This window comes from Streptomyces sp. NPDC043427 (assembly GCF_056436655.1).
Genome location: NZ_JBWKCC010000026.1, coordinates 97896 through 119153, shown reverse-complemented (window position 1 = coordinate 119153; position 21258 = coordinate 97896). Strand labels below are relative to the sequence as shown.

The 21258-nt window shown below is 69.2% G+C and carries 13 protein-coding genes; 7 read left to right on the top strand and 6 right to left on the bottom strand.

Features of this window, described 5'->3' with window-relative positions; genetic code table 11:
- Positions 1–119 precede the first annotated feature (119 nt).
- The 3 genes from AC067M_RS32830 to AC067M_RS32820 are packed head-to-tail and all read left to right on the top strand — an operon-like array spanning position 120 to position 5058.
- Positions 120–1541, top strand: coding sequence for an alpha-L-fucosidase (locus tag AC067M_RS32830; protein WP_478700682.1), 1422 nt, complete (start codon positions 120–122; stop codon positions 1539–1541).
- Positions 1538–2731, top strand: coding sequence for a peptidylprolyl isomerase (locus AC067M_RS32825; RefSeq protein ID WP_478700681.1), 1194 nt, complete (start codon positions 1538–1540; stop codon positions 2729–2731). Before AC067M_RS32830 ends, AC067M_RS32825 begins: the two co-directional genes overlap by 4 nt.
- On the top strand, positions 2728–5058 hold the full coding sequence (locus AC067M_RS32820) for a discoidin domain-containing protein (protein WP_478700680.1): 2331 nt from the start codon (positions 2728–2730) through the stop codon (positions 5056–5058). Before AC067M_RS32825 ends, AC067M_RS32820 begins: the two co-directional genes overlap by 4 nt.
- 79 nt (positions 5059–5137) lie before the next feature.
- On the opposite strand, the gene AC067M_RS32815 is transcribed toward AC067M_RS32820, so the two are convergent.
- Positions 5138–6439 carry a phospholipase D-like domain-containing protein gene (locus AC067M_RS32815; protein WP_478700679.1) on the bottom strand — a complete coding sequence of 434 codons (1302 nt, stop codon included), beginning with the start codon at positions 6437–6439 and terminating at the stop codon, positions 5138–5140.
- Positions 6440–6864: 425 nt separating this feature from the next.
- On the opposite strand from AC067M_RS32815, the gene AC067M_RS32810 reads away from it, so the two are divergent.
- Positions 6865–13272 (top strand): RHS repeat-associated core domain-containing protein, encoded by a 6408-nt coding sequence (locus AC067M_RS32810; RefSeq protein WP_478700678.1) that lies wholly within the window; start codon positions 6865–6867, stop codon positions 13270–13272.
- A 139-nt stretch (positions 13273–13411) separates the two neighbouring features.
- The gene (locus tag AC067M_RS32805; protein WP_478700677.1) at positions 13412–13855 is read left to right on the top strand and encodes a hypothetical protein; all 444 of its coding nucleotides are present in this window, start codon (positions 13412–13414) and stop codon (positions 13853–13855) included.
- On the opposite strand, the gene AC067M_RS32800 is transcribed toward AC067M_RS32805, so the two are convergent.
- Positions 13840–14580, bottom strand: a complete 741-nt coding sequence (locus AC067M_RS32800; RefSeq protein ID WP_478700676.1) for a hypothetical protein — start codon at positions 14578–14580, stop codon at positions 13840–13842. The genes AC067M_RS32805 and AC067M_RS32800 overlap by 16 nt on opposite strands.
- A gap of 246 nt (positions 14581–14826) precedes the next feature.
- On the opposite strand from AC067M_RS32800, the gene AC067M_RS32795 reads away from it, so the two are divergent.
- Complete coding sequence (locus AC067M_RS32795) at positions 14827–16140, top strand: MFS transporter (protein WP_478700701.1); 1314 nt, start codon at positions 14827–14829, stop codon at positions 16138–16140.
- Here AC067M_RS32795 and AC067M_RS32790 read toward each other — a convergent pair.
- A protein-coding gene (locus tag AC067M_RS32790) for an IS5 family transposase (protein WP_478700675.1) occupies positions 16068–16999 on the bottom strand; the annotation gives its coding sequence in 2 pieces (ribosomal slippage) (positions 16068–16627 and positions 16627–16999; 933 coding nt in all). The two genes, AC067M_RS32795 and AC067M_RS32790, sit on opposite strands and share 73 nt — an antisense overlap.
- A gap of 156 nt (positions 17000–17155) precedes the next feature.
- Here AC067M_RS32790 and AC067M_RS32785 point away from each other — a divergent pair.
- Entirely contained in the window at positions 17156–17548 is a 393-nt protein-coding gene (locus AC067M_RS32785; protein ID WP_392360750.1) for a nuclear transport factor 2 family protein, read from the top strand.
- A 119-nt stretch (positions 17549–17667) separates the two neighbouring features.
- On the opposite strand, the gene AC067M_RS32780 is transcribed toward AC067M_RS32785, so the two are convergent.
- The 3 genes from AC067M_RS32780 to AC067M_RS32770 form a co-directional block, all read right to left on the bottom strand.
- Positions 17668–18000, bottom strand: a complete 333-nt coding sequence (locus tag AC067M_RS32780; protein WP_478700674.1) for a hypothetical protein — start codon at positions 17998–18000, stop codon at positions 17668–17670.
- A gap of 235 nt (positions 18001–18235) precedes the next feature.
- Positions 18236–18997 (bottom strand): helix-turn-helix transcriptional regulator, encoded by a 762-nt coding sequence (locus AC067M_RS32775; RefSeq protein ID WP_478700673.1) that lies wholly within the window; start codon positions 18995–18997, stop codon positions 18236–18238.
- Positions 18901–20946, bottom strand: a complete 2046-nt coding sequence (locus AC067M_RS32770; RefSeq protein ID WP_478700672.1) for an AAA family ATPase — start codon at positions 20944–20946, stop codon at positions 18901–18903. The genes AC067M_RS32775 and AC067M_RS32770 overlap by 97 nt, the downstream gene beginning before the upstream one ends.
- Positions 20947–21258: the final 312 nt, after the last annotated feature.

Below are 21258 nucleotides of genomic sequence, written 5' to 3'. Positions count from 1 at the left end.
GCCACGCCATCGAGAGCGGGGCCTGCCCCCTCGCGCTCGGACATCGCTGTTCGCTCACGGCTCTCGGTTCGTCTCGCCCGGCTGATCGGCCCCCGCGGTCTCAGCGGAAGGAAACCGACATGAAGAAATCGACATGGACGGCGCCGGCCGCGGTCCGGCCGAGCAGACGCCAACTCGCCTGGCAGGAGATGGAGTTCTACGGCTTCATCCACTTCGGCATGAACACGATGACGAACCGGGAGTGGGGCGAGGGACACGAGGACCCGGCCGCCTTCGACCCGGCCGCACTGGACGCCGACCAGTGGGCCGCGGCACTCAAGAGTGCCGGGATGACCGGAGTGATCCTCACCTGCAAGCACCACGACGGATTCTGTCTGTGGCCGAGCGACGTCACGAGCCACTCGGTCGCCTCGTCGCCGTGGCGAGGCGGCCGGGGCGACGTGGTCGCGGAGGTCGCCGACGCCGCCCGGCGCCACGGCCTGCGCTTCGGGATCTACCTCTCCCCGTGGGACCGCACCGAGGCGTCCTACGGCTCCGGGACCCCGTACGACGACTTCTACGTCGCCCAGCTCACCGAACTGCTCACCCGGTACGGGCCGGTGTTCTGCGTGTGGCTGGACGGCGCGAACGGGGAGGGCCCGAACGGCAGGCGCCAGGTCTACGACTGGGAGCGGTACTTCGCCGTGGTCCGAGCGGTGCAGCCGGACGCGGTCATCAGCGTGTGCGGGCCCGACGTGCGCTGGTGCGGCAACGAGGCGGGGGACACCCGCCCCGACGAGTGGAGCGTGGTACCGGCCGCCCTCCAGGACGCCGAGCGGACCGCGGCCCGTTCACAGCAGGCTGACGACCGCGCCTTCGCCCGGCGCGTACGCAGCGACGACCGTGACCTCGGCAGCCGCGCCGCGCTGGCCGGACACGAGGCCGACCTCGTCTGGTACCCCGCCGAGGTCAACACCTCGATCCGTCCCGGCTGGTTCCACCACCCGGCCGAGGACACCGAAGTGCGCTCCGCGGACGAGCTGTTCCCCGTCTACCTGCGCGCCGTCGGCGGCAACTCCTGCTTCCTGCTGAACGTCCCGCCTGACCGGCGCGGTCGTATCGGCGACACCGACATGGCCGTCCTGCAGCAGCTCGGGCGACGCATCGACGTCTTCAGGGCGCGACGGATCGCGGCGACCGCCACGGTCTCGTCCGGCACCCCGGGCGACCTCGCGACCGCGTGGCCCGGCGGAGGGCGTACGCCCTGGCGTCCGGACGACTCCGACGACCTGCCCTGGGTGACACTCACGTTCGCCCGGCGCCGCCCGGTCGAGGCGGTCGTCCTGGGCGAGGACATCGCACAGGGCCAGCGCATCGAGCATGTAGTGGTCCGGGGCCACCGGCAGGACCGGTGGACGATGCTCGCCGAGGCGAACGCCGTGGGTTACCAGCGCATCCTGACGTTCCCACCGACCGAGGTGGACGCCGTACGGGCCGAGGTGACCCAAGCCCGGGACACGCCCGTCGTCGCGCGGGTGGCCGCGATCGGGGCCACGTCATGAGGGGCACCCTGCCCGGGCAGGGCACCGCGCGCAAGCGGGGCAACACCCGCAGGTCGGGCACCTCGCGCAAGCCGACCGCGTCGCGCAAGCCCGGCGCCCCCCGCAAGGCGGCCCCCTCACACACGCCGAACGACTCCCGCGGGCCTTCGCGCCGGGCCGTCCTCCTCGTCGCCGGCGTGTGCGTCGCCCTCGCCGCGCTGGTGCTCACCGGAGTGACGATGCTCCGCGACCACCGCACCAGCCAGGTCGCCTCCATCGACGGGCACCCCGTCACCCACGACGAACTCCTCTTCCACATGCGGAGACTCGCGCCGACCGTGCAGAACGAGCTGCGCAACAAGTACCGCCTGCGGGGCACGATCGACTGGAACGCGAAGGCCGGCGACAGGACCGCGCTCCAACGGCTCGAGAGCCGCGCGCTCGACGAGATCTGGCGGGACAGGACCACGCTCGTCCTCGCGAAGGAGCAGGGCCTCGTCAAGTCCGTGGACCACAAGGACTTCCTCGCCGACCTCGCCAAGGAGAACCGGTCCCGCGCCGACGCCGTCGCCGAGGGCCGGACCGTCTACGGCCTCGCGCACTTCTCTCCCGAGGAGTACTACACACACCGTCTCACCGAGCTCACCACGAGCCTGAAGGAGCGGCTGAGCGCGAACGCCGACGGCCCCCTCCGGGTCACCGACGCCGAGGTGCGGCAAGCGTTCGACGCCGACCGGGACGCCTGGAGCGCCAACGCGACCACGTACAGGTACACCCGACTCGTCGTGCCGGTGCCCGACGGCACTCCCGCGACCTACGCCGCCGGGCTTCAGCGACGGGTGTCCGCCGCCGGGCGCCTCGCGGCCGTCGCCGCCCGGGAACCCGGCGCCAGGCTCACGACCGGCACGTACGACGGCGGCGCCTCCTCCGGGCCGAACGTCCACGACCAGGACCTCATGACCGTGCTCGGCACGCTCGCACCGGGCCGGATCTCGGCCCCCGTCACGGGCACCGGCCAGATCACGTACTACGAGCTCGACAGCGAGAGCGTCGACGAGGACAAGGCGTTCGCCGACTACCGCCGGCGGATCCGGCAGTCGCTCGTCGAGGAGAAGTTCGACCAGTTGGTCCAGCGCCGGGTCGACGACAGCGACATCGATGTCGACACCTCGGCGGTGGACGCCATCAACGCGGAGGATGTGCAGCCATGAGACCCGTCGACACCGGACCACCTCCCCAACGGACGCTGTACGCGAGCCTCGTCGTCCTGCTCGCCGCGGTGCTCGTCGGATCGTTCGTCCCGCAGGCGCGAGCCGCCGCGGCCCCGGACCGTGCCCCCGCCGAGGCCGGCGCCGCCGCCCAGCCGTGGCCGGGCAACACGCCGAACAGGACCGGTGGCAAGGACTACTTCATCGACGCCACGCGGGGCCGCGACACCGCGGCAGGTACCTCCCCGGCCACCGCCTGGCGCACCCTGGCCAAGGCCAACGCGACGACGTTCCGGCCCGGCGACCGCATCCTGCTCAAGGCCGGTGAGCAGTGGCAGGACCAGCAGCTGTGGCCCAAGGGCTCGGGCAGCGCGGGCAGGCCGATCACCATCTCGGCGTACGGCGAACCGACCGCCGGACGGCCGTACATCGCGACGAACGGCAGGGTGCCGAGCCCCTTCAACGCGGACGGCACGAAGAACCCCGCCACCGTGGGACTGACCGGCGCCATCGTGCTGCGCAACCAGCAGTACTGGGAGATCGACAACGTCGAGCTGTCCAACGACGACGACTTCGCCACCGACATCACCGAGGGGTCCTACGTCCGCGACGGCATCATGGTGTCGATCAACGCCGACCTCCTCAAGAGCGGCGCGGACAGCGTCATGGACCACTTCCGCGTCTCGGACGTGTACGTCCACAACCTCGACGGCCCGAGCCACTGGCAGAAGATCCACTACGGCGCGGTCGACTTCCAGGTCTTCGGCAGCAAGAGCTACAAGGACTACGGCACCGGCGGCTACTACTTCAAGGACGTCCGGATCGAGAACAACACCTTCGAGAACGTCGAACTGCACGCCGTCCAGTTCGCGTTCAACTGGTTCGCGGCCGACGGCGCGGACGCCGGGCAGTACGACGAGAACGGCAAGTGGCACGAGGGCTGGGAACAGCTGTGGGTACGCACCCGCGACCTGTACAGCCGTCACGTCTACATTGGCCACAACTATGCGGAGAGCATCGGCCAGGGCGCGATCCAGCTCGCCGACACCAAGAACATGACGGTCGAGTACAACGAGGTGAACGGCTACCTCAAGCGCTACGACGCGGTGTCCTGCGCGCTCTACCTGTGGGCCGGCGCCGACTCGGTCATGCAGTACAACGAGGTCTACGGCGGTCCGAACAACGAGTACGACGGCACCCCCTGGGACCTGGAGTACACGAACTTCAACGTGACGTACCAGTTCAACTACTCGCACGACAACGCGGCGGGCTGGATGGCCTACATGGGCAACAGCTCCAACTCGGTGGCCCGCTACAACCTGAGCGTCAACGACAACGGCGTGCTCGTGAAGAACATGCTGTCGACGAACTACTCGCCGACGTACTTCACGAACAACACCTTCGTCTACGACGGCGCCGACCTCGACTACGTCCACGACGAGACGTTCCTGAGCCGCGTCTACTTCCTGAACAACATCTTCTACAACACCTCGAAGACCACGGAGACCCCGTGGTACCGCCGGACCGGCGCGCTCCGGCAGGCCGTGTTCTCCAACAACGACTACTACGAGGCGAGCGGCACCCACTCCATCCAGGAACCGGCCGACCCGAGAGGCTCCCGGGCCGACCCGCGCTTCGTCGGCGACCCCGCCGACTACGTCACCGGGGCGGGCGTGAGACAGATCCGCAAGGCCGCGGCGCACTTCGCGCTGCGTGACGACTCGCCGCTCGTCGACGCCGGCCGGTACAACCCGCACCTGGGCACCGAGGACTTCCTCGGCACGCACCTCTACTACGGCAGGGCACCGGACATCGGCATCGCCGAGACGCGGATCGGCCCGCAGGTCACCGACCCGGTCGACGACGACCCCATCGAGGAGGAGACCGACAACCGGGTCGACCTCGCGCTCGGCAGACCCGTCACGGCCAGCTCGACCCACCCGGGGGCCAACGGGACGCTCACCGCGGACAAGTTGACCGACGGCGACCTCACCACCCGCTGGGCCGCGGTCGACGACGCGACCTATCCGATCACGCTCGACATCGACTTCGGCGCGGACACCACCTTCGATGAGGTCTACCTGGACGAGTACACCGACTCGGGCACCGACCCGCGCGTGCGGTCCTTCGAGCTCCAGCGGTGGGATGCCGGGACCGGCCGGTGGGTGACCTTCGCGAACCGCGACAACGGCATCGGCCACGACCTCACCGTGACCGGCTTCGGCAGCGTCACCACCTCCAGGCTCCGGGTGGCGCTCACCGGGCAGATCGCGACGGAGCAGTACACCCCGACGATGACCGAGATCGCCGTCTATCGCACGGGAGCGTAGATCGGACGGCCGAAGCACACGACGGCCACGGTTGGGCGTACGCTCCGGCGTTCGCCCACCCGTCAGCCCTTCGCGGTGGTCAGCCCTCGGGCTGGGTGATGACGCCCTTGCAGCGGGCGACGTTGTCGGCGGTGCCGGGCGACGCGGCGGCCTTCACCGCGGTGAAGTTCGCGACGTAGGAGTCGTGGGCGGCGGAGTCGTCGACCTTGAGCAGCGCCTCGTCGTTCTCCCGCAGCGCCGGGCCGGTGTAGTTGTGACTGCCGGTCCACAGCACCTTGTTGGTCGTGTCGTCGTACCTGCCGTCGATCAGCAGGTACTTGGAGTGGATGACGCGGGAGGAGGTGGCCGAGTTGTTGTCGTGGTCGTGGTGGTAGCAGACGGGCGTGAGGCCGGAGACCGAGTGCAGGGTCTCCCACGTGCCCGGGGTGTTCCCGTCGGCGGAGCTGTCCTTGCTGTCGGTCTCGGTGTAGACGAGCTCGACCGAGCACCCCGCCTTCTTGAGCGCGACGAGCTTGTCCGCCACGCCCTGCCGGGTGAACTTGAACATGGCGACGCGGACCTTGGTGTGCTTGGCGACACCGTCCTGCGTGTAGTTGCAGGTGACCTTGTCCAGGATGTTCCAGACCGTGTCGGTGCTGTTCCCGGTGCCCGGGTAGTACGGGTAGAAGTACGCCTTGTACTGGTTCCAGGACGCGCTGGTGTAGCGCCAGTTCTCCCAGTCCTTGCCGACGAGGGCGGAGAAGTAGCCGGAGTAGGCGTTGTAGATCCCGCTGTTCTCGGCCACGACATAGGCGTCGTTCCAGAACGCGCTGTAGGACGACGGCGACATGTTCGACGATGTCTGCACCGTCACGTTGGAAGCACCGTCGACCTGCGAGAAGAGCCAGAACTTGTTGTGGTTGATGGACTTGCCGAACTCCGGCCGGCCCAGGCACGACTTGCCGACGGGGCACAGGTCCACGAACGAGTGCTGGGAGGTGTCGGTGCCCAGGGCGGTGCGCAGGATGCCGTAACTGGGGTCGCTGGGACGTCCGCTGACCGTGGACTCGTCGAGGATCAGCTGCACGTCGACGGCGCGCTGGGTGTGCGCGTCGGCGAGGGCCTGGGCCACCTCCTGGTCCCAGAAGTGGTAGAGCGCCACCTTGATCGACGCGCCGGTCGGGCTGGTGTCGATGTACTGCAGGAGCTTGCTGCGGATGGCCCGTTGATCCGTCTCGGTCCCGAGCGGGTTGTTGAAGATCGGGCCGGATGACTCGACGTCGAGCGTACCGGTGCCGGCCTGGGCGGCGGCGCTCGGAGCGGCGGTGGTCATGGCGCCGAGCAGAAGCATCGACGCCGCGGCCACACCGCCGGCGGTCCTGAGTCGGGTAGTGCCGATCATTGGGTCCCTTCCCCTGTGGCGAACGAGTCCCGACATGCGGGGAATCGTCTGCGCGCACCTGGCACAGAGAGGTGTGAACAGGTGCGCGCCCGGAGATCTTGCCAGAAGTCGCTTTGCCGGAACAGGGGTCTCAATTTTCTCGCCCTTTACTGTATGGCAGTCACTTTGTCGATCTAGACACGCTGTTGAGGGCGGGTTAGGGTCACGCGGCGAGCGCCGGGTTCATGTCAATTGCAACTGCACGCGGCCCTTGCTGAGTTGACGTTCTGTTTCGGATCGGATCGCGTGTGGGGGGCGGGATTGTGCAGCCAAGACGTCGAGGGCTTGTCTTCCTGACAGCAAAGGCACTGGTCGGCGGGCTGTTGGCCGCGGTGACGTTCGCGCCGACGGCCGCGCTGGCGGTGCCCTCGGGGGAGAGACCCAGCGTGCCGGGCCGAGGACTCGGCAAGGCGGTGAACCAGCCGGCTGAGCCCGGGATCGAGAAGGCACCGAAGGTGACGTGGCCCGCGCGGGGGCAGGCCACGGTGACGGTGCCGAGTGCCGACGCCGGCCGCAAGGCGGTCACTCCCGCCGGGGGGAAGTCCTCCGTGGTGGCGGTGCGGGCGCCGAAGGCCCCGGCCCCGACCAGATTCCGGCCCCGCTCGGCCGCGCCCGCCCCGGAATCGGTGCGGGTGGAGGTGCTGGACCGCAAGCAGGTCGAGCCCGTCGGCGGTGTCGGCCTGGGCCTGCGGGTCTTCCGGGCCGACGGCCGGAGCGAGGCCGGGTCGGTCGAGGCGGCCATCGACTACTCGGGCTTCTCCCAGGCCTACGGCGGCGCGTTCGCCTCCCGGCTCCGGCTGGTGAAGCTGCCGGCGTGTGCGTTGACCACACCCACGAAGCCGGGGTGCGCGGACGGTGAGACGGTGCCGGGGCAGCGCAACGACACCACCACCGGCATGCTGACCGCCGTGGTGGAAACCGCCCCGCAGACCGAGCAGGCCGCCGGGATGACCACGATGTCCGGGAAGACCGCACTGGCCGCGACGGCCGAGTCGGCCGTGTACGCGCTGGCATCCGGCTCCTCGTCGGACGCCGGGGACTACCGGGCCACACAGATCAACCCCTCCGGCAAGTGGGACGTGTCCCTCGCGTCGGGCGCGTTCACCTACTCGGTGCCGATCGAGGTGCCGGCGCCGCCGGTGGGCGTCGCGCCGGACCTGGCACTGACGTACAACTCGCAGAGCGTGGACGGGCGTACCTCGGCGTCCAACAACCAGGCGTCCTGGGTCGGCATGGGCTGGGACCTCAACGTCGGGGCGATCGAGCGTCAGTACAAGAACTGCGCCCAGGACGGCCACCCGACCTTCGGCGACCTGTGCTGGGCCTCGCCCAACTCCTCGTCCGACCCCAACGGCGCCGTGTACACCATCAGCATCGACGGCATCACGTCCGAGCTGATCCAGGACGGCACCGGTACCGGCTCGTTCCGCATCAAGGACGATCCGGGCTGGCGGGTACAGAAGCTCAACGGCGGTTTCGGCTCGGACAACACGGACGAGTACTGGGTGCTGACCAAGCAGGACGGAACCCGCTACTACTTCGGCTGGGGCCGTACCGAGCGGCTGAACAACGACAACGAGCGCGAGAAGACCAACTCGGTGCTCACCGTGCCGGTGGTCGGCGACGACACCGGAGAGCCCTGCAAGGCCCAGTACCCGAACCCCTGCACACAGGCCTGGCGCTGGAACCTGGACCGCGTGGTGACGCCGAACGAGGTGGAGAACTCCTACTTCTACAACAAGGAGCGCAACTTCTACCGTTCGGTGGCGGCCGCGGACAAGGCCCGCGGCTACGACGCGGGTTCCTACCTCTCGCGGATCGACTACGGCTGGTCCTCGCAGATCTCCGGCGCGCAGCTCCCGGCGATGATCGACTTCCAGCACGTCAACCGGTGCGTGGAGCGGCTGACGGAGCCGGATCCGCTCAACAACACAACCCCCGCCTGCCCGAGCATCGACTCCAAGCCGGAGTCCTACCCCGACGTGCCGGTCGACCTGATCTGCGACGGTCCGGAGGACGGCGAGACCTGCGCGGGCAAGACCTACTACCCGACGTTCTTCCAGCGGGACCTGCTGTGGGACATCAACATCTACGTCCGCGACAAGAACACGGACGCCTGGGCCGACGGACTGGTCAAGCAGTACCAGTTCAAGTACGCGCTGATGAACCCGTCCGGCACGGTGGGGGACCAGCTGTGGCTGGACTACATCCAGCGGCGCGGCTACTCCGGTGACGACATCGACCTGCCCACGATCAACTTCAACGGCGAGTGGCAGGACAACAAGGTCGGCTCCGGAGAGCTCAACTTCCGCCGGGTGAACAAGATCTTCACCGACACCGGCGCCACCATCACCGCCACCTACGGCCACGCCACCGACGACGCCGGGAACATCGACCGGCAGTGCCCCGAGACCGGCGGCACCTCGGAGGCGAACAACACCTACGAGTGCTTCTGGAAGAAGTGGGTCCCCGAGGGCGCGGAGAGCGAACGCACCGGCTGGTTCAAGAAGTTCGTCACCAAGCAGGTGCGGGTCGACCCGGGCAAGGCCAACGAGGGCGACCCGCCCATGATCACCGACTACGAGTACGACGGCGCCCCGGGCTGGCGCTTCACCGCCGACCCGCTCGTCAAGGACGAGGACGAGAGCTGGGCGGACTGGCGCGGCTACGCCAAGGTCCTGGTGACCACCGGCGCCAACGAGAACCGGCACTCCACGTACCACTGGCTGTACCGGGGCCTGTCCGGTGACCGCAAGTCCAAGACCGACTCCAGTGACACCCGCACCGTCACGGTGAAGGACTCCGACGACAAGGACTGGACGGACCACGCCTGGCTGGCCGGACAGACCCTGGAGACCTCGACCCGCGACCACAACGGCGACTCCCAGGAACGCGAGTGGCACGAGTACTGGCAGTTCAACACCGCCCAGTACACCGGCATGCCGGACGCCCGCATGGTGCGTGAGAACAAGGTGCGCACCCTGGAGAAGGTGGTGAACTCCACCGACGGGTCCGGCTGGCGCGAGCACATCGTCGAGACCGAGTACGACAACGACGAGAAGGCCTCCTACGTCTTCGGCCTGCCGATGCGCGTCGACGACTGGGGCGAGACCAACGTCTCGGACAACCACTGCACCGAGTACGGCCGCGCCTACAACACCGACGACCTCGCGGACGACTCCACCGGCACCAAGCGCTGGATGGTCTACCAGGACGACGAGCGGCACTACAGCGTCTCGTGCTCGACGGTCGCCGACGACGAGGCCGCGGGCACCCCGGCCGCGCACATGGACAAGCGGGTCACCACCTTCTACGACGGCGCGCTGTCCTTCGCCGAGAACGACACTAAGCTGGTCGACGGCAACGCCACGGAGGTGCGCACCCACACCGCCGAGACCGCCTGGCGCACCATCAGGTCGGACTACGACAACGCGGGGCGCCCGACCAAGACCTGGGACGCGAAGAACCAGCTCACCACCACCACCTACTCGCCGGCCACCTCCTGGCCGACCGACGGCGTCAGGACCACCACCCCCGACCCCGACGGCTCCGGCCCGGGTACGGCGCTGTCCTCCACCCGGTACTTCTCCCGCTACTGGGGACAGCCCTGGAAGACGGTCGACGCCAACGGCGCCGTCACCCAGCTCACCTACGACGCGGCCGGCCGGCTGACCAAGGTCTTCAAACCGAGCGAGGCGGCCAACTACCCGGACGGCACGGCGTCCTTGACCTTCGCCTACTCGATCCCGGTGGCCGCCTCGGCGACCGGCGTGCCCCGGGTGGCCACCGGCGACCCGATCCGCACCACCTCGCGGGTGCTGCAGTCCGGCAGCACCTATCTGGACTCCTACTCCTACTCCGACGGGCTGGGCCGGGAACGGGAGACGCAGACCAAGGCGCCCTCGGGCACCGGGCGGATCGTCACGCTCACCCGCTACGACTCCTCCGGCAACGTCGCCGGCACCTCCGCCCCCTTCTACAACAGCTCGGCGGCCGGGTCCGGGCTGGTCAACCCGACCGTCCCCAACATCCCGTCGTACACCGACAACAAGGCGGACTGGGCAGGGCGCACCATCCTGTCCCAGCTCCAGGCCAAGGGCGTGGTGCAGGCCGCGCACAAGACCGTCACCCAGTACCAGGGCGCGGACGAGACCACCGTCTTTCCCGCGTCCGGCAGCCCCACCAGGAGCGTCAAGGACGCCTTCGGGCAGACGGCCAAGGTGGTGGAGAACCTCGGCGCGGCCCAGTACACGACCACCTACGAGTACACCCGCAAGGGCCAGCTGAAGTACGTCCACGACTCCCGTGGCAACACCACGCACTACACCTACAACTGGGCGAACGAGCGGGTGACGAGCGAGGAGCCGAGCGCCGGCACCACCGTCACGTCCTACGACAACAACGGTCAGATCCAGACCGTCACCAATGACAACAAGGTCCTCACCTACGCCTACGACGCGCTGAACCGGCCCACCACCGTCAAGCAGGGCAGCACGCTCCTGACGGAGAAGACGTACGACTCGGCACCCGGCGGCAAGGGCCTGCTCGCCACGTCGGCCAGCTACGCGGGCGGCAAGGCCTACACGTCACGCGTGGACTCCTACGACGTCCGGGGCCGGGCCACGGCCAAGACGTTCGTCGCTCCCGACGACGGGACCGGACTGGCGGGCTCCTACCAGACGAAGTACCACTACGACCTGGCCGACCGTGTGACGGCCGTCGACCATCCGGCGATCGGTGGACTGCCCGCCGAGACGGTCACCACGACCTACGCGGACGGCCGGGCCACCAAGGTGTCGAGCCCCCTGGCCACCTATCTGGCCAGTGTGGGTTACGACGACAACGGACGCCTGCTCTCCCGTGTGTTCGGCACCGCGGCGACCGGCACCACCGTCAGCCGCACCCTCACCTACGACGACACCAACGGCACCGGCTGGCTGAAGAACATCACCACCAGCACACTGACCGGCTCGACGACGAAGAAGGTGCAGGACGACACCTACACCCGCAACAACGTCGGAGGCGTCACCACGCTGCGCGAGAACGTCGACAACCAGCAGCAGTGCTTCACCTACGACGACCTCAGGCGTCTGACGGGAGCCTGGACCACGTCGGCCACCGGCTGCACGGTCACACCGCAGTCGGACTTCACCGGACCGGATCCGTACCAGACCGCCTACACCTACGACCAGCTGGGCAACATCCAGTCGAGCACGGACAAGGCGTCGGCGAGCGCCGCCGCGGTGACCCGGGACTACAAGTACCCCGGCTACAGCGCGGACGAGGCCACCTACACGCCGGACCAGCCGCGGCCCCACGCGGTCACCGCCGTGGCCAAGTCCTCCGGAGGCAGTGACAGCTACACGTACAACAACGCCGGGCAGATGACCGGCAGGACGGTCGACGGCGTCGCCTCCGTGATCGAGTGGAACCCCCTCAACCAGGTCTCCCGGATCACCCAGAAGAAGACGACGGGGGACGAGGTCACCTCGTACGTCTACGACGCCGAAGGCAACCCGATCCTGCGCAACACCCCGACCGAGAAGGTTCTGTACGTCGAGGGGCACGAGCTGCGCAAGACCGGAACCGACGCCCCCAAGGCCACCCGCTACTACGCGGCCGACGGCGCCAGCGTCGCGATGCGTGTCGCCGACGGCAGCGACAGCGGCAAGCTGACCTGGCTGCTCTCGGACGGGCAGGCCTCGACCCAGCTGATGGTCACCGCGGCGGGCGGCGCGGTCATCAGACGCCGGCTGAACCCCTTCGGGAAGCAGCGCAGCACCACCCAGGTCCTGCCCGCCGAGACCGACCGGGGTTTCCTCGGCAAGGCCGAGGACGACAGCACCGGGCTGACCCTGATGGGCGCCCGGATGTACGACCCGGCTCTCGGCCGGTTCATGAGCACCGACCCGATCACCACGCCGGAGCAACCGCAGACACTCAACGTCTACGCCTACTCCCGGAACAACCCGGTGAACTCCACCGACGCCAGCGGCCTCTACTCCTGGGACGACCTGAAGGACGACGTCACCGGCGGCGCCAAGGCGGTCTTCGCCGCCGCCTGGGTCCAGGGCGTCGACACCGTCGGTCACGGGGTCGGCAACGGCCTGAAGATGGTCGACGACATCGTGGACGTGCCGGATCCCGTGGCGAACTACATCGGGGGCCCGCCGGACGACCCGAACGGCTTCCGCATCGGATGGGAGTGGGCGACCGACAGCGGACCCCGCAACCGCACGCTGGACGGCAACGACCGGTTCACCAAGACGCTGAAGGAACACGCCCATGTGAAGGAGACCCGGGCGGGTATCGCCGCGAAGCTCAAGAGCGGTGAGCTCAAGCCCGGCGGCAAGGCGGTGAAGGCGCCCTACGGCCTCGGCGGTGACGTCAGCGACAGCATCGGAAAGTTGTACAGCGACTTCACCTCGAACCTCTCGGCGGCGTTCCTGGGCTCGTACCAGATGGAGTACAAGGTGGTCTCCGTCGACAAGGCCGAGGGCACGGCCATCGTCAACTTCAAGGTCTACAACCCCAGTACGATCAACTCGGCGACCCACGTCGGTGGGATCGGCTACACCGAGTGGTGGACCAAGAACATCGCGGAGCCCCTCAACGAGCGGTTCAAGCAGGGCGTGATGTCGAAGCGGACCCAGACGATCACCTGGTCGGAGACCATCCGGTACCAGCAGCCGTCGACGGGTTCGTCCGGCGGGAGCGGTTCGTCGTCCAACTGGTCGTTGCTCCAACAACTGAGCCGACTGAGCTGGCTTCAGTTGATCCTCTTCTTCTTGTAGGAGAGGCTCACGGCGGACGCCGGTACCCCGCTCGCGCGGTGACCTTCCGCGCGAGCGGGGTACCGGCTTTCCGGCCGCTGTCCGACGGCGCTGTCAACGGCGGACGTGTCACAGGGCGAGGAACGAGGGAGCAACGCAGATGGTCGCCAGGCGCAGAAGGCTGTCGCACGTGGTGGGCGCCGCATTGGTGCTCGCGCTGGCCACGGCCTGCGGCGCCGCGGCGGACGAGGACCTCCCGCCGGTCACCAGGGGCCAGGTCACCGGCCACTGGCAGGGAGACTGCGGGGCTACGGTGGACGTCGCCGCGGACGGGACCTTCAGTGCCAAGGACTTCATCGCCCAGCCCGAGGGCGTGGGAACCAAGCCCCGGCGGATCGACGGCACCGGACCGTGGTACCTCTTCGAGGGCGTCAAAGGCGTCACCCCGCAGACCCTCGACCTGGAGCTGGACGACAGCATCTACGCACTGAGTTTCGTCCGCGACGGGGAGGAGTTGGGCCTGAGGATCATCGTCGACCCCGACGCCGGGCTCGACTGCAACTTCGAGAAGACGGCCCGGCGCCCGGCTCAGCCGAAGTCGTAGACCTTGTACGGCTCGCCGCAGAGGTAGTCCGCACCGGCCTCGGTGAGGCACTCCTGCACCGTGACCGGACCGGCGGGTATCTCCCACGCGTCGGACTTGGTGACGTCGTCACCGGACGCGCTGACGCTGACCAGCGTCACGCAGCCACCGTCACAGGCTCCGCGGATGTTGACGCGGGCGCCGTGCCCGTCGGCCTTGGTGTCCTTGACGCTCGCGCTGACCCGGATCTTGCCGTCGGCTCCGCGCTCGATCCTCCCCCACCCGTGCGCACCGACGACGTCGGCCGGGGTGTCGGTGGCGTCCCAGGCGACTGCGGCCGTCGACCAACTGCCGCAGTCGTGGTCGGCACCGGCCTCGGTGAGGCACTCCTTCACCTCGAACCGACTGTTCGGAACGTAGCCGAAGCTCCAGGTGGCGGTGTTCGTCGCGTTGTCGCCGGACGCGCTGACGTAGTGGGTGTCGTCGACGACTGTGCACCAGCCGCAGCCGTCCTGGTACGCGACCTGACGGACGCGCACGCGTGCGCCGTGGCCGTCGGAGGCGGTGTCCTTGACGCCGGCCCTGAAGGTGACCGGGTCGTTCGGCGTCAGCACCTCGAACGAGCCCCACGCGTGCGCGCCGACGACATCGGCCGCGGTACCGGCGGCGTTCCACCCGTAGGTGGTGGCCTCGGCGGTACCGGCGGACAGGCCAACCACCAGGACGGCACTGGCGGTTGCCGTCATGGCCGCGCGGAGAGAACGTCTGGCTGCCAACGGAGATCCCTTCTGGTGACACGAGGATCTTGCCAGACCTTTCGGCACCGCGACAGTGAGAACAAGCCTTGTTCGTCCTCGGTACCCGATTCCGCTCGAGGTGTGCCGCCACCGGTTCCGGCGCAGACTGGCCACGTGAGCCGTACGCACACGCAACGCGACGAGAGCACGCTCGGTGCCGGACGCGCGGCCTCGCAGCCGCTGGCGCTCGCGGCGATGATGTTCGCGGTGGCCATGACGTTCATCGACCAGACGATCGTGTCGATCGCGGCGCCCGAGATCGTCTCCGAGCTCGGACTGTCCACCTCGGGCATGCAGTGGGTGGTCAACGCCTATCTGCTGTCCCTGGCCGCGTTCTTCGCCGTCGGCGGGCGCCTCGCCGACCTGTGGGGACCACGCCGCGTCGTCGTGGCAGGCACCCTGATCTTCGTCGTCTCCTCGGCGCTGTGCGGCTGCGTGCCCGCCGGGGACATCGCCCTGACCTGGCTCGTCGTCTTCCGCGCGACCCAGGGACTCGGGGCCGCGCTCCTCTTCCCCGCCGCGCTCGCGGTCGTCGTGGCGGTGTTCCCGATCGAGTGGCGGGGACGCGCCCTGGCCCTTTTCTTCGGCATCACCGGCGCCCTCACCGCTCTCGGACCGCTGCTGGGCGGCTGGTTGACCTCCTGGACCTGGCGGGCGATCTTCTGGGTCAACGTGCTCGTCGCCATCGTGGCGCTGATCCTCACCGCGCTCGCCCGCATCTCCGACCGGCGGCGCGACGAACCGCTGGACGTCACGGGCGCGTTGCTGGTCGCCGCCGGCATGGGTGCCAGCGTCCTCGGCTTCCAGCAGGCGTACACCTGGGGCTGGGACAGCGCCGCGACATGGGCCTGCATCGCCGGCGGCCTGGCGCTGCTGTACGTCTTCTGCCGCTACGAACTGCGCACCCGACACCCGCTGATCAACCTGTCGGTCTTCCGCGACCGCGCCTTCACGGTGGACGCGCTGGTGCTCTTCTTCTCCATGCTGGCGTTCGTCCCCGTGCTCTTCTTCGCCTCGGTCTACGCCCAGGTCTCCCTCAGCGCCTCCCCCGACCAGGCCGGGCTGTACCTGCTGTACTTCTTCGCGGGGTCCGCCATCGCCTCCCAGTGGGGCGACCGCATCCTCGACAAGCAGGGTGCCCGTCCGACGTTGAAGATCGGCTGCGTGGTCGGCGCCGTGGGCTTCGCGCTGTGGGCCGGCGAACTGACCGACCTATCCATGCACGACCAGTGGCCGTACGTGGCGCTCGCCGGCGCGGGCATCGGTTTCATCCTCGCCCCGGCCTCAACGGACGCCCGTCAACCGCTCGATCGACGCCTGGCCGTCGCCCTCGGCGTCGCCTTCCTCTGCGCCCTGCGCACCCGGCCGGCCGGCAGCCGGCCGAGCGCGAGCAGGCACCGACGCAGACCCCCGTCGCCTAGGACTTGTCCGGGCGATCAAGTTCGCAGCCAGATGACCAGGGCTGCTGCTGTCGCGGTGCCGAGGAAGACGTACCCGCGCTTGTCGTAGCGAGTGGCGACCGCACGGGACTGCTTCAAGCGGTTGATTGCCCGTTCGACGGTGTTGCGCTTCTTGTAGCGGTCCTCGTCGAAGCCTGGTGGCCGTCCGCCGCGTGATCCTTTGCGCAGGCGGGCGGCCTGGCTGTCCGTCTTCTCCGGGATGGTGTGCCGGATGCCCCGCTGTCGCAGGTACTCGCGGCAGGGCCCGTTGCTGTATGCCTTGTCGGCTGCCAGGCTGTCAGGCTTCTTACGCGGCCTGCCCGCCCCTGTCCTGGGGACGCGGATCTTCTCCAGGACCGTCTTGAACTGGGTGCAGTCCGCCCGCTGTCCCGGCGTGACGACCAGGGACAGGGGCAGGCAGCGGCCGTCGGCACTTAGGTGGAGCTTGCTGGTGAACCCGCCTCGGGAGCGGCCCAGGCCCTCACCTCCAGCACCACCTCCACCAGGCGGCGAACCAGGCTCTGCCACGGCGTCTCGTCCTGGTGTTCTGCCTGCTCGGCCCCCTTTGACGCGGGTGCCGGCGGTGGGTCGGTCCGAGCGCCGGCCGCATGTTGGTGAGCACGGACGATGGTGGAGTCGACCGAGATGTCCCAGTCGATCTCACCGGCCCCGTCGGCCGCGGCCTGGACCTGCTCGAGCAGGCGCTCCCACGTCCCGTCCGCGGACCACAGCCGGTGGCGTTCATAGACGGTCTTCCACGGGCCGAACCGTTCGGGCAGGTCACCCCACTGAACGCTGGTCCGCACCCTGTGCAGAATCCCGTCGATCACCTGCCGGTGGTCTCGCCATCGGCCACAACGCCTGTTACTGACCGGCAGGTACGGCCGCAGCCGTTCCCACTCGGCATCCGTCAGATCACCCCGCCTCATGTCCACATCAACGACGCCGACATGAAGTAGTCACATGACCCACCGGACAACTCCTGGGGCGGGCGTCCGATCAGGTGGCGGGGCTGGCGAAGCCGGTGTGCCTGAGTCGCTCCGGCCGGATCCGGCCTACGTTCGTAGGGATCAAAGGAGGCTGCGATGCCCGATCACCCGAACATCGGGGTGTTTCAGCGGGCCATGGAGGCGTTTTCGGCTGGCGACATGGAGGCGCTGGCGGAGGTGTTCCACCCGGATGTGGTGTGGCATCTCGGCGGCCACGGCCCGCTGGCTGGCGACTACCAGGGCCGCGAAGCCGCATTCGCCATGTTCCGACGGGAATTCGAGCTGACAGGGGGCACCTATCGCCCCCGTCTCCACGATGTGCTTGCCAACGACAAGCACACGGTCGCCCTGCTCCACGTCACGGCCTCACGCGAGGGCAAAGAGCTCGACATGAACGAGACGATCATCTTCCACATCCAGGATGGTCGGATTACCGAAGCCTGGGGGCTGTGGTCCGACCAGAAGGCGTACGACGCGTTCTGGTCGTGAAACGACAAGGCCGCTTGCCGCGCGCGGGACCGCCCCCGGCACGGTGGCGGTCCCGCGTTCGTGGAAGTCCGGTACCCGCGCCAGGGACGTGGACCCGGCCAAGATCCACCGGACAGGGCCTAGGCGGAGCCGCAGGCCCCGGGGTAGTAGCTGTAGTCGTCGAGGTAGAGGAGGTTGACGTCGAGCGCTTCCTCGTAGCCCACCGCCCACGTGGACTGCCAGGCATCGCTGCCCTCGACGTAGAAGGTCATGACGTCGGCCCGGGTGACGACGTGTCCGGAGAAGCCGGTCCTGTCGTTCTCCGCGGAGACCTCGCCCTGGGCGGTGAAGACGTACGTCCAGTGGCCGTCCGGTTGGTCATTGGCCCCGCCGCACCAGGCGCCCACCACACTGTCGGGCACGGACCATTCCGGGTCGGTCCCGTGGGAGCCGGAGATCACCGGGTCGTCCACGTCGGGTGGTTCCGGAGGCTCCGGCTGGCAACCGGTCCCGGTCACAAGGGTCAAGCCCAGCACCAAGGCGCCGATGAACCGAGACGCCGAGACGCGCACAGCACGTCGCATGATCCCCCCTCACAGATCGGATTCACGTGGGTTCCATCCGCTTCGCACGCTACGGAAGGACACCCACCCGCACCCCGGTGGAAACCCCGGGGTTCGACCCTGGGTCGTGCGCCCCGCCCCGGCGTCAGGCCTCCCCGCCCAGCTTGCCGAAGAGGCCCGTCCGCGAGGTGATGCCGAGTTTCGCGTAGGCGTTGTGGAGGTGGTACTCGATCGTCTTGACACTGAGGAACAGCTCCCGCGCCATCTCGCGGTTCGACATGCCCCGCATGGCGAGTCGGGCGACGGTGAGCTCCTGCGCGGTGAGTCCGGCATGGGCACCGCTGGGGCGCTTCGCCGTGCGGCCGCAGCCCGCCAGCTCTCGGGTGCACCGCTTGAGATACGGCGTGGCCTGCAGACGGAGGAACGTCCCGTGCGCGGCCTGCAGTTCGGCCACCGCCTTCCCGCGTTGGCCGGCGCGGCGCAGGAAGGAGCCGTAGGAGAGGCGGAGCAGTGCTTCCTCCCAGCACTGTTCGCCCTGCTCACAGTGGTGCAACCCGGTCCGGAACGCCTGGTCCGCCGCCTCCCGGTTGCCGTACGCCTCTTCGAGCAGGCCCCGACACCGCGCGGCTGACGCCTGGTCAAGCCATCGGCGTCGCTCGGCCGCACCCTTCTCGTACGGGATGAGCACGTCGAGGGCTTCGTCCTTGCGGCCGAGGTGTGTCAGGGATTCGGCGAGCACGGGACGCCAGGCGACGATCCCGACCTCGTCCAGACCACTGCGGTGGACGATCTCCCCACTCAGGAACGGAGTCAGTTCGGCGACCGCGCGCTCGTCGTCGCCGCGGGCCGCGTGCACGAGGGCGAGGGCCGTCGCCGCGAAGGCGGCGTCGTTGACGTCGCCGAGCACTTGGGCGCCCTCAAGGCCGTCCTGGCGTGTGTCTCGGCGGCGTCGAAGTCACCCCTGCCGGCCAGGGGCAGCGCGGTGAAGGCGTGGATGACCGCCAGGATGGAGATCTGGTCGGTGTCCTCGGCCAGCGACACCGCCTGGGTGCCGTGTGCGACGGCCTCGTCCCACAGCCCGGCGCGGTATTCGGCGTCGGTGAGGAAACCGAGCGCCACGAGAGCCGCGTACGGCAGTCCGCCGCGCCGGTGGGCCGCGAACGTCTCCCGCAGGTTGCGGCGGGCCTCGTCCAGCTGCCCGTTCCACAGTTGGAGCATGCCCCGCGCGAGCAGGCCGTCCAGGTGCTCCGGACTGTCGCGAGGCCCGGACAGCGGGACGTCGGCGAGGGACCGGATGCCTTCGTCGTACTCACCGGCGATCGCCAGCCCGATGGCGAGGGAGTCGCGCAGGAAGGACGATCGCCGCCCCGGCGGGAGGTCGAGACCCCGGCGCGCCCACCTGACGATGCTCGGTGCGTCGCCCTGGATGAGGCACAACCACGCCATCTGCTCGGCGGCCTTCCGCAGGGTTTCGGCGCCCGTGGTCGCGTCGCAGCTCTCCCAGCAGGCGGCGAGCCTTCGGCGTGCCTCCTCCAGCCGGCCCGTGGTGAGGGCGAGGTGACCCAGGACGTACTGCTGTTCCGCGTCGGGTGCCCGGTCCTGGATCGTCCGCTCGTGTTCGGCGGCCTGACTGACGTCGCCGGCGAGCAGACGGTACTCGACCGCCCGCGTCAGCCACCGCTCGCGCGGGCCGCTCCGCGTGGACAGCCGGACCGCGGCCGTCGCAGCCGACGCGGCCTGCGCCCAGGCACCCTTCTCCGCCTGCCGTGCGGCGAAGCGCATGAGGTCGTCCGCGAGAGCGTCGTCGGGCGCGACGGCGGCGCGCACCCGATGCTGGAGCGCGGCGTACTCGTCGTCCGCGCGCGCTGCCGCCACCTGGTGCAGGCGGGAGCGTTCGGCCGGGTCCAGTCCCCGGTACACGGCCGCCCGCGACAGCGGATGGGGGAAGGCGACCCTGGGCATGGCGCCGGCGGGGGCCTCTTCCAGGAGTTCGTGCCTCATCGCCTCCGCCAGCGCCTCCAGTGCGTCCGGCACGGCGCCCACCTGTGCGACCTGGTGCAGGGGAGTGGACATGCCGAGGACGCTGGCGGCTTCGACCAGGCGACGTGCCGGGGCACCGCACCGCGCCAGCCGCGCCGTGACGAGCCGCTCGTATCGACGCGGGGCGGGCAGGACGGCGTCGCCGCCGAGGACGTCGGCGGGAAACTGCCGCAGGAGCGCTTTGGTGTGCAACGGGTTTCCGTGGGTGTGCTCCCGCAGGCGGGCAACGGCCCCCCGGGGGAGGGCCGTCGAACCCACGGCCGCACTGAGCGCGACGATCTCCGAGAGGCCGAGGCCCTCCAGGGTCAGTCCGAGTGTGGTGTCGTCGTGCATGAGGCGGTGCAGCCCCTGCGGCAGTCGCGGATCATGCACGTCCCGTGTCAACAGCAGTGCCAGGACCCGGTCCTTGCGCAGGCGCCGCAGTACGAAGGTGAGCGCGTGCAGCGAGGGTGTGTCCGCCCAGTGGACATCGTCGATCAGCAACACCACCGGGTCCCGGTCCTGCAGTTGACCCAGAACGTCGAGCAACAGGGCACCGACGGCGATCGGGTCCTGCGGGACGCCACCGTCGGACCCGCTGCGGGCGGGCTCCCGCAGTGCCTCGGCACCGTCGGGCAGCTGCGGGATCAGTTGCCCGACGAGTCCGTACGCGAGCTCCGTCTCGAGTTCCTCGCCGCTGGCCTTCACGACGCGGCAGCCGGCGGCGACGCCGGAGAGGAAGCACCGGGCGAGTGAGGTCTTGCCGATCCCGGCAGGCCCGTCGACGACGACCACCTGGGGCACGCCGCGGGCCGCCGCGTCCAGCCGGTCCCTCATGCTCCGCAGTTCCTCTTCCCTGCCCAGGAACAGCGACTCAGGTGTCTGTCGCGGCAAATCTCGCTCCTCGTGGATGGTTCGGCGCATCGGCGGACCGGGACGGGATCCAAGCCGTGGCGCACCGCCACGCGAGGGTCTGAGACGTCCCGGCCGCGCCTGTACGCCCATCACGCGCAGGTACGGGCAGGAGGTTCTCCGTCCCCGGCACGTTCACCCGACCGAGTGGTGGTCCGGCCGCGCAGCGACGGCACAATGGACCTCAGGCCGGCGCACGTCAGGCCAACCGGCCGTCACCAGCACCGGAGACATCAC

Bases quoted from the DNA above. Each gene is read 5' to 3' on its own strand.
- AC067M_RS32830 (WP_478700682.1), top strand. From the start codon at position 120: ATGAAGAAATCGACATGGACGGCGCCGGCCGCGGTCCGGCCGAGCAGA.
- AC067M_RS32825 (WP_478700681.1), top strand. From the start codon at position 1,538: ATGAGGGGCACCCTGCCCGGGCAGGGCACCGCGCGCAAGCGGGGCAAC.
- AC067M_RS32820 (WP_478700680.1), top strand. From the start codon at position 2,728: ATGAGACCCGTCGACACCGGACCACCTCCCCAACGGACGCTGTACGCG.
- AC067M_RS32815 (WP_478700679.1), bottom strand. From the start codon at position 6,439: ATGATCGGCACTACCCGACTCAGGACCGCCGGCGGTGTGGCCGCGGCG.
- AC067M_RS32805 (WP_478700677.1), top strand. From the start codon at position 13,412: ATGGTCGCCAGGCGCAGAAGGCTGTCGCACGTGGTGGGCGCCGCATTG.
- AC067M_RS32800 (WP_478700676.1), bottom strand. From the start codon at position 14,580: ATGACGGCAACCGCCAGTGCCGTCCTGGTGGTTGGCCTGTCCGCCGGT.
- AC067M_RS32795 (WP_478700701.1), top strand. From the start codon at position 14,827: ATGATGTTCGCGGTGGCCATGACGTTCATCGACCAGACGATCGTGTCG.
- AC067M_RS32785 (WP_392360750.1), top strand. From the start codon at position 17,156: ATGCCCGATCACCCGAACATCGGGGTGTTTCAGCGGGCCATGGAGGCG.
- AC067M_RS32770 (WP_478700672.1), bottom strand. From the start codon at position 20,946: ATGAGGGACCGGCTGGACGCGGCGGCCCGCGGCGTGCCCCAGGTGGTC.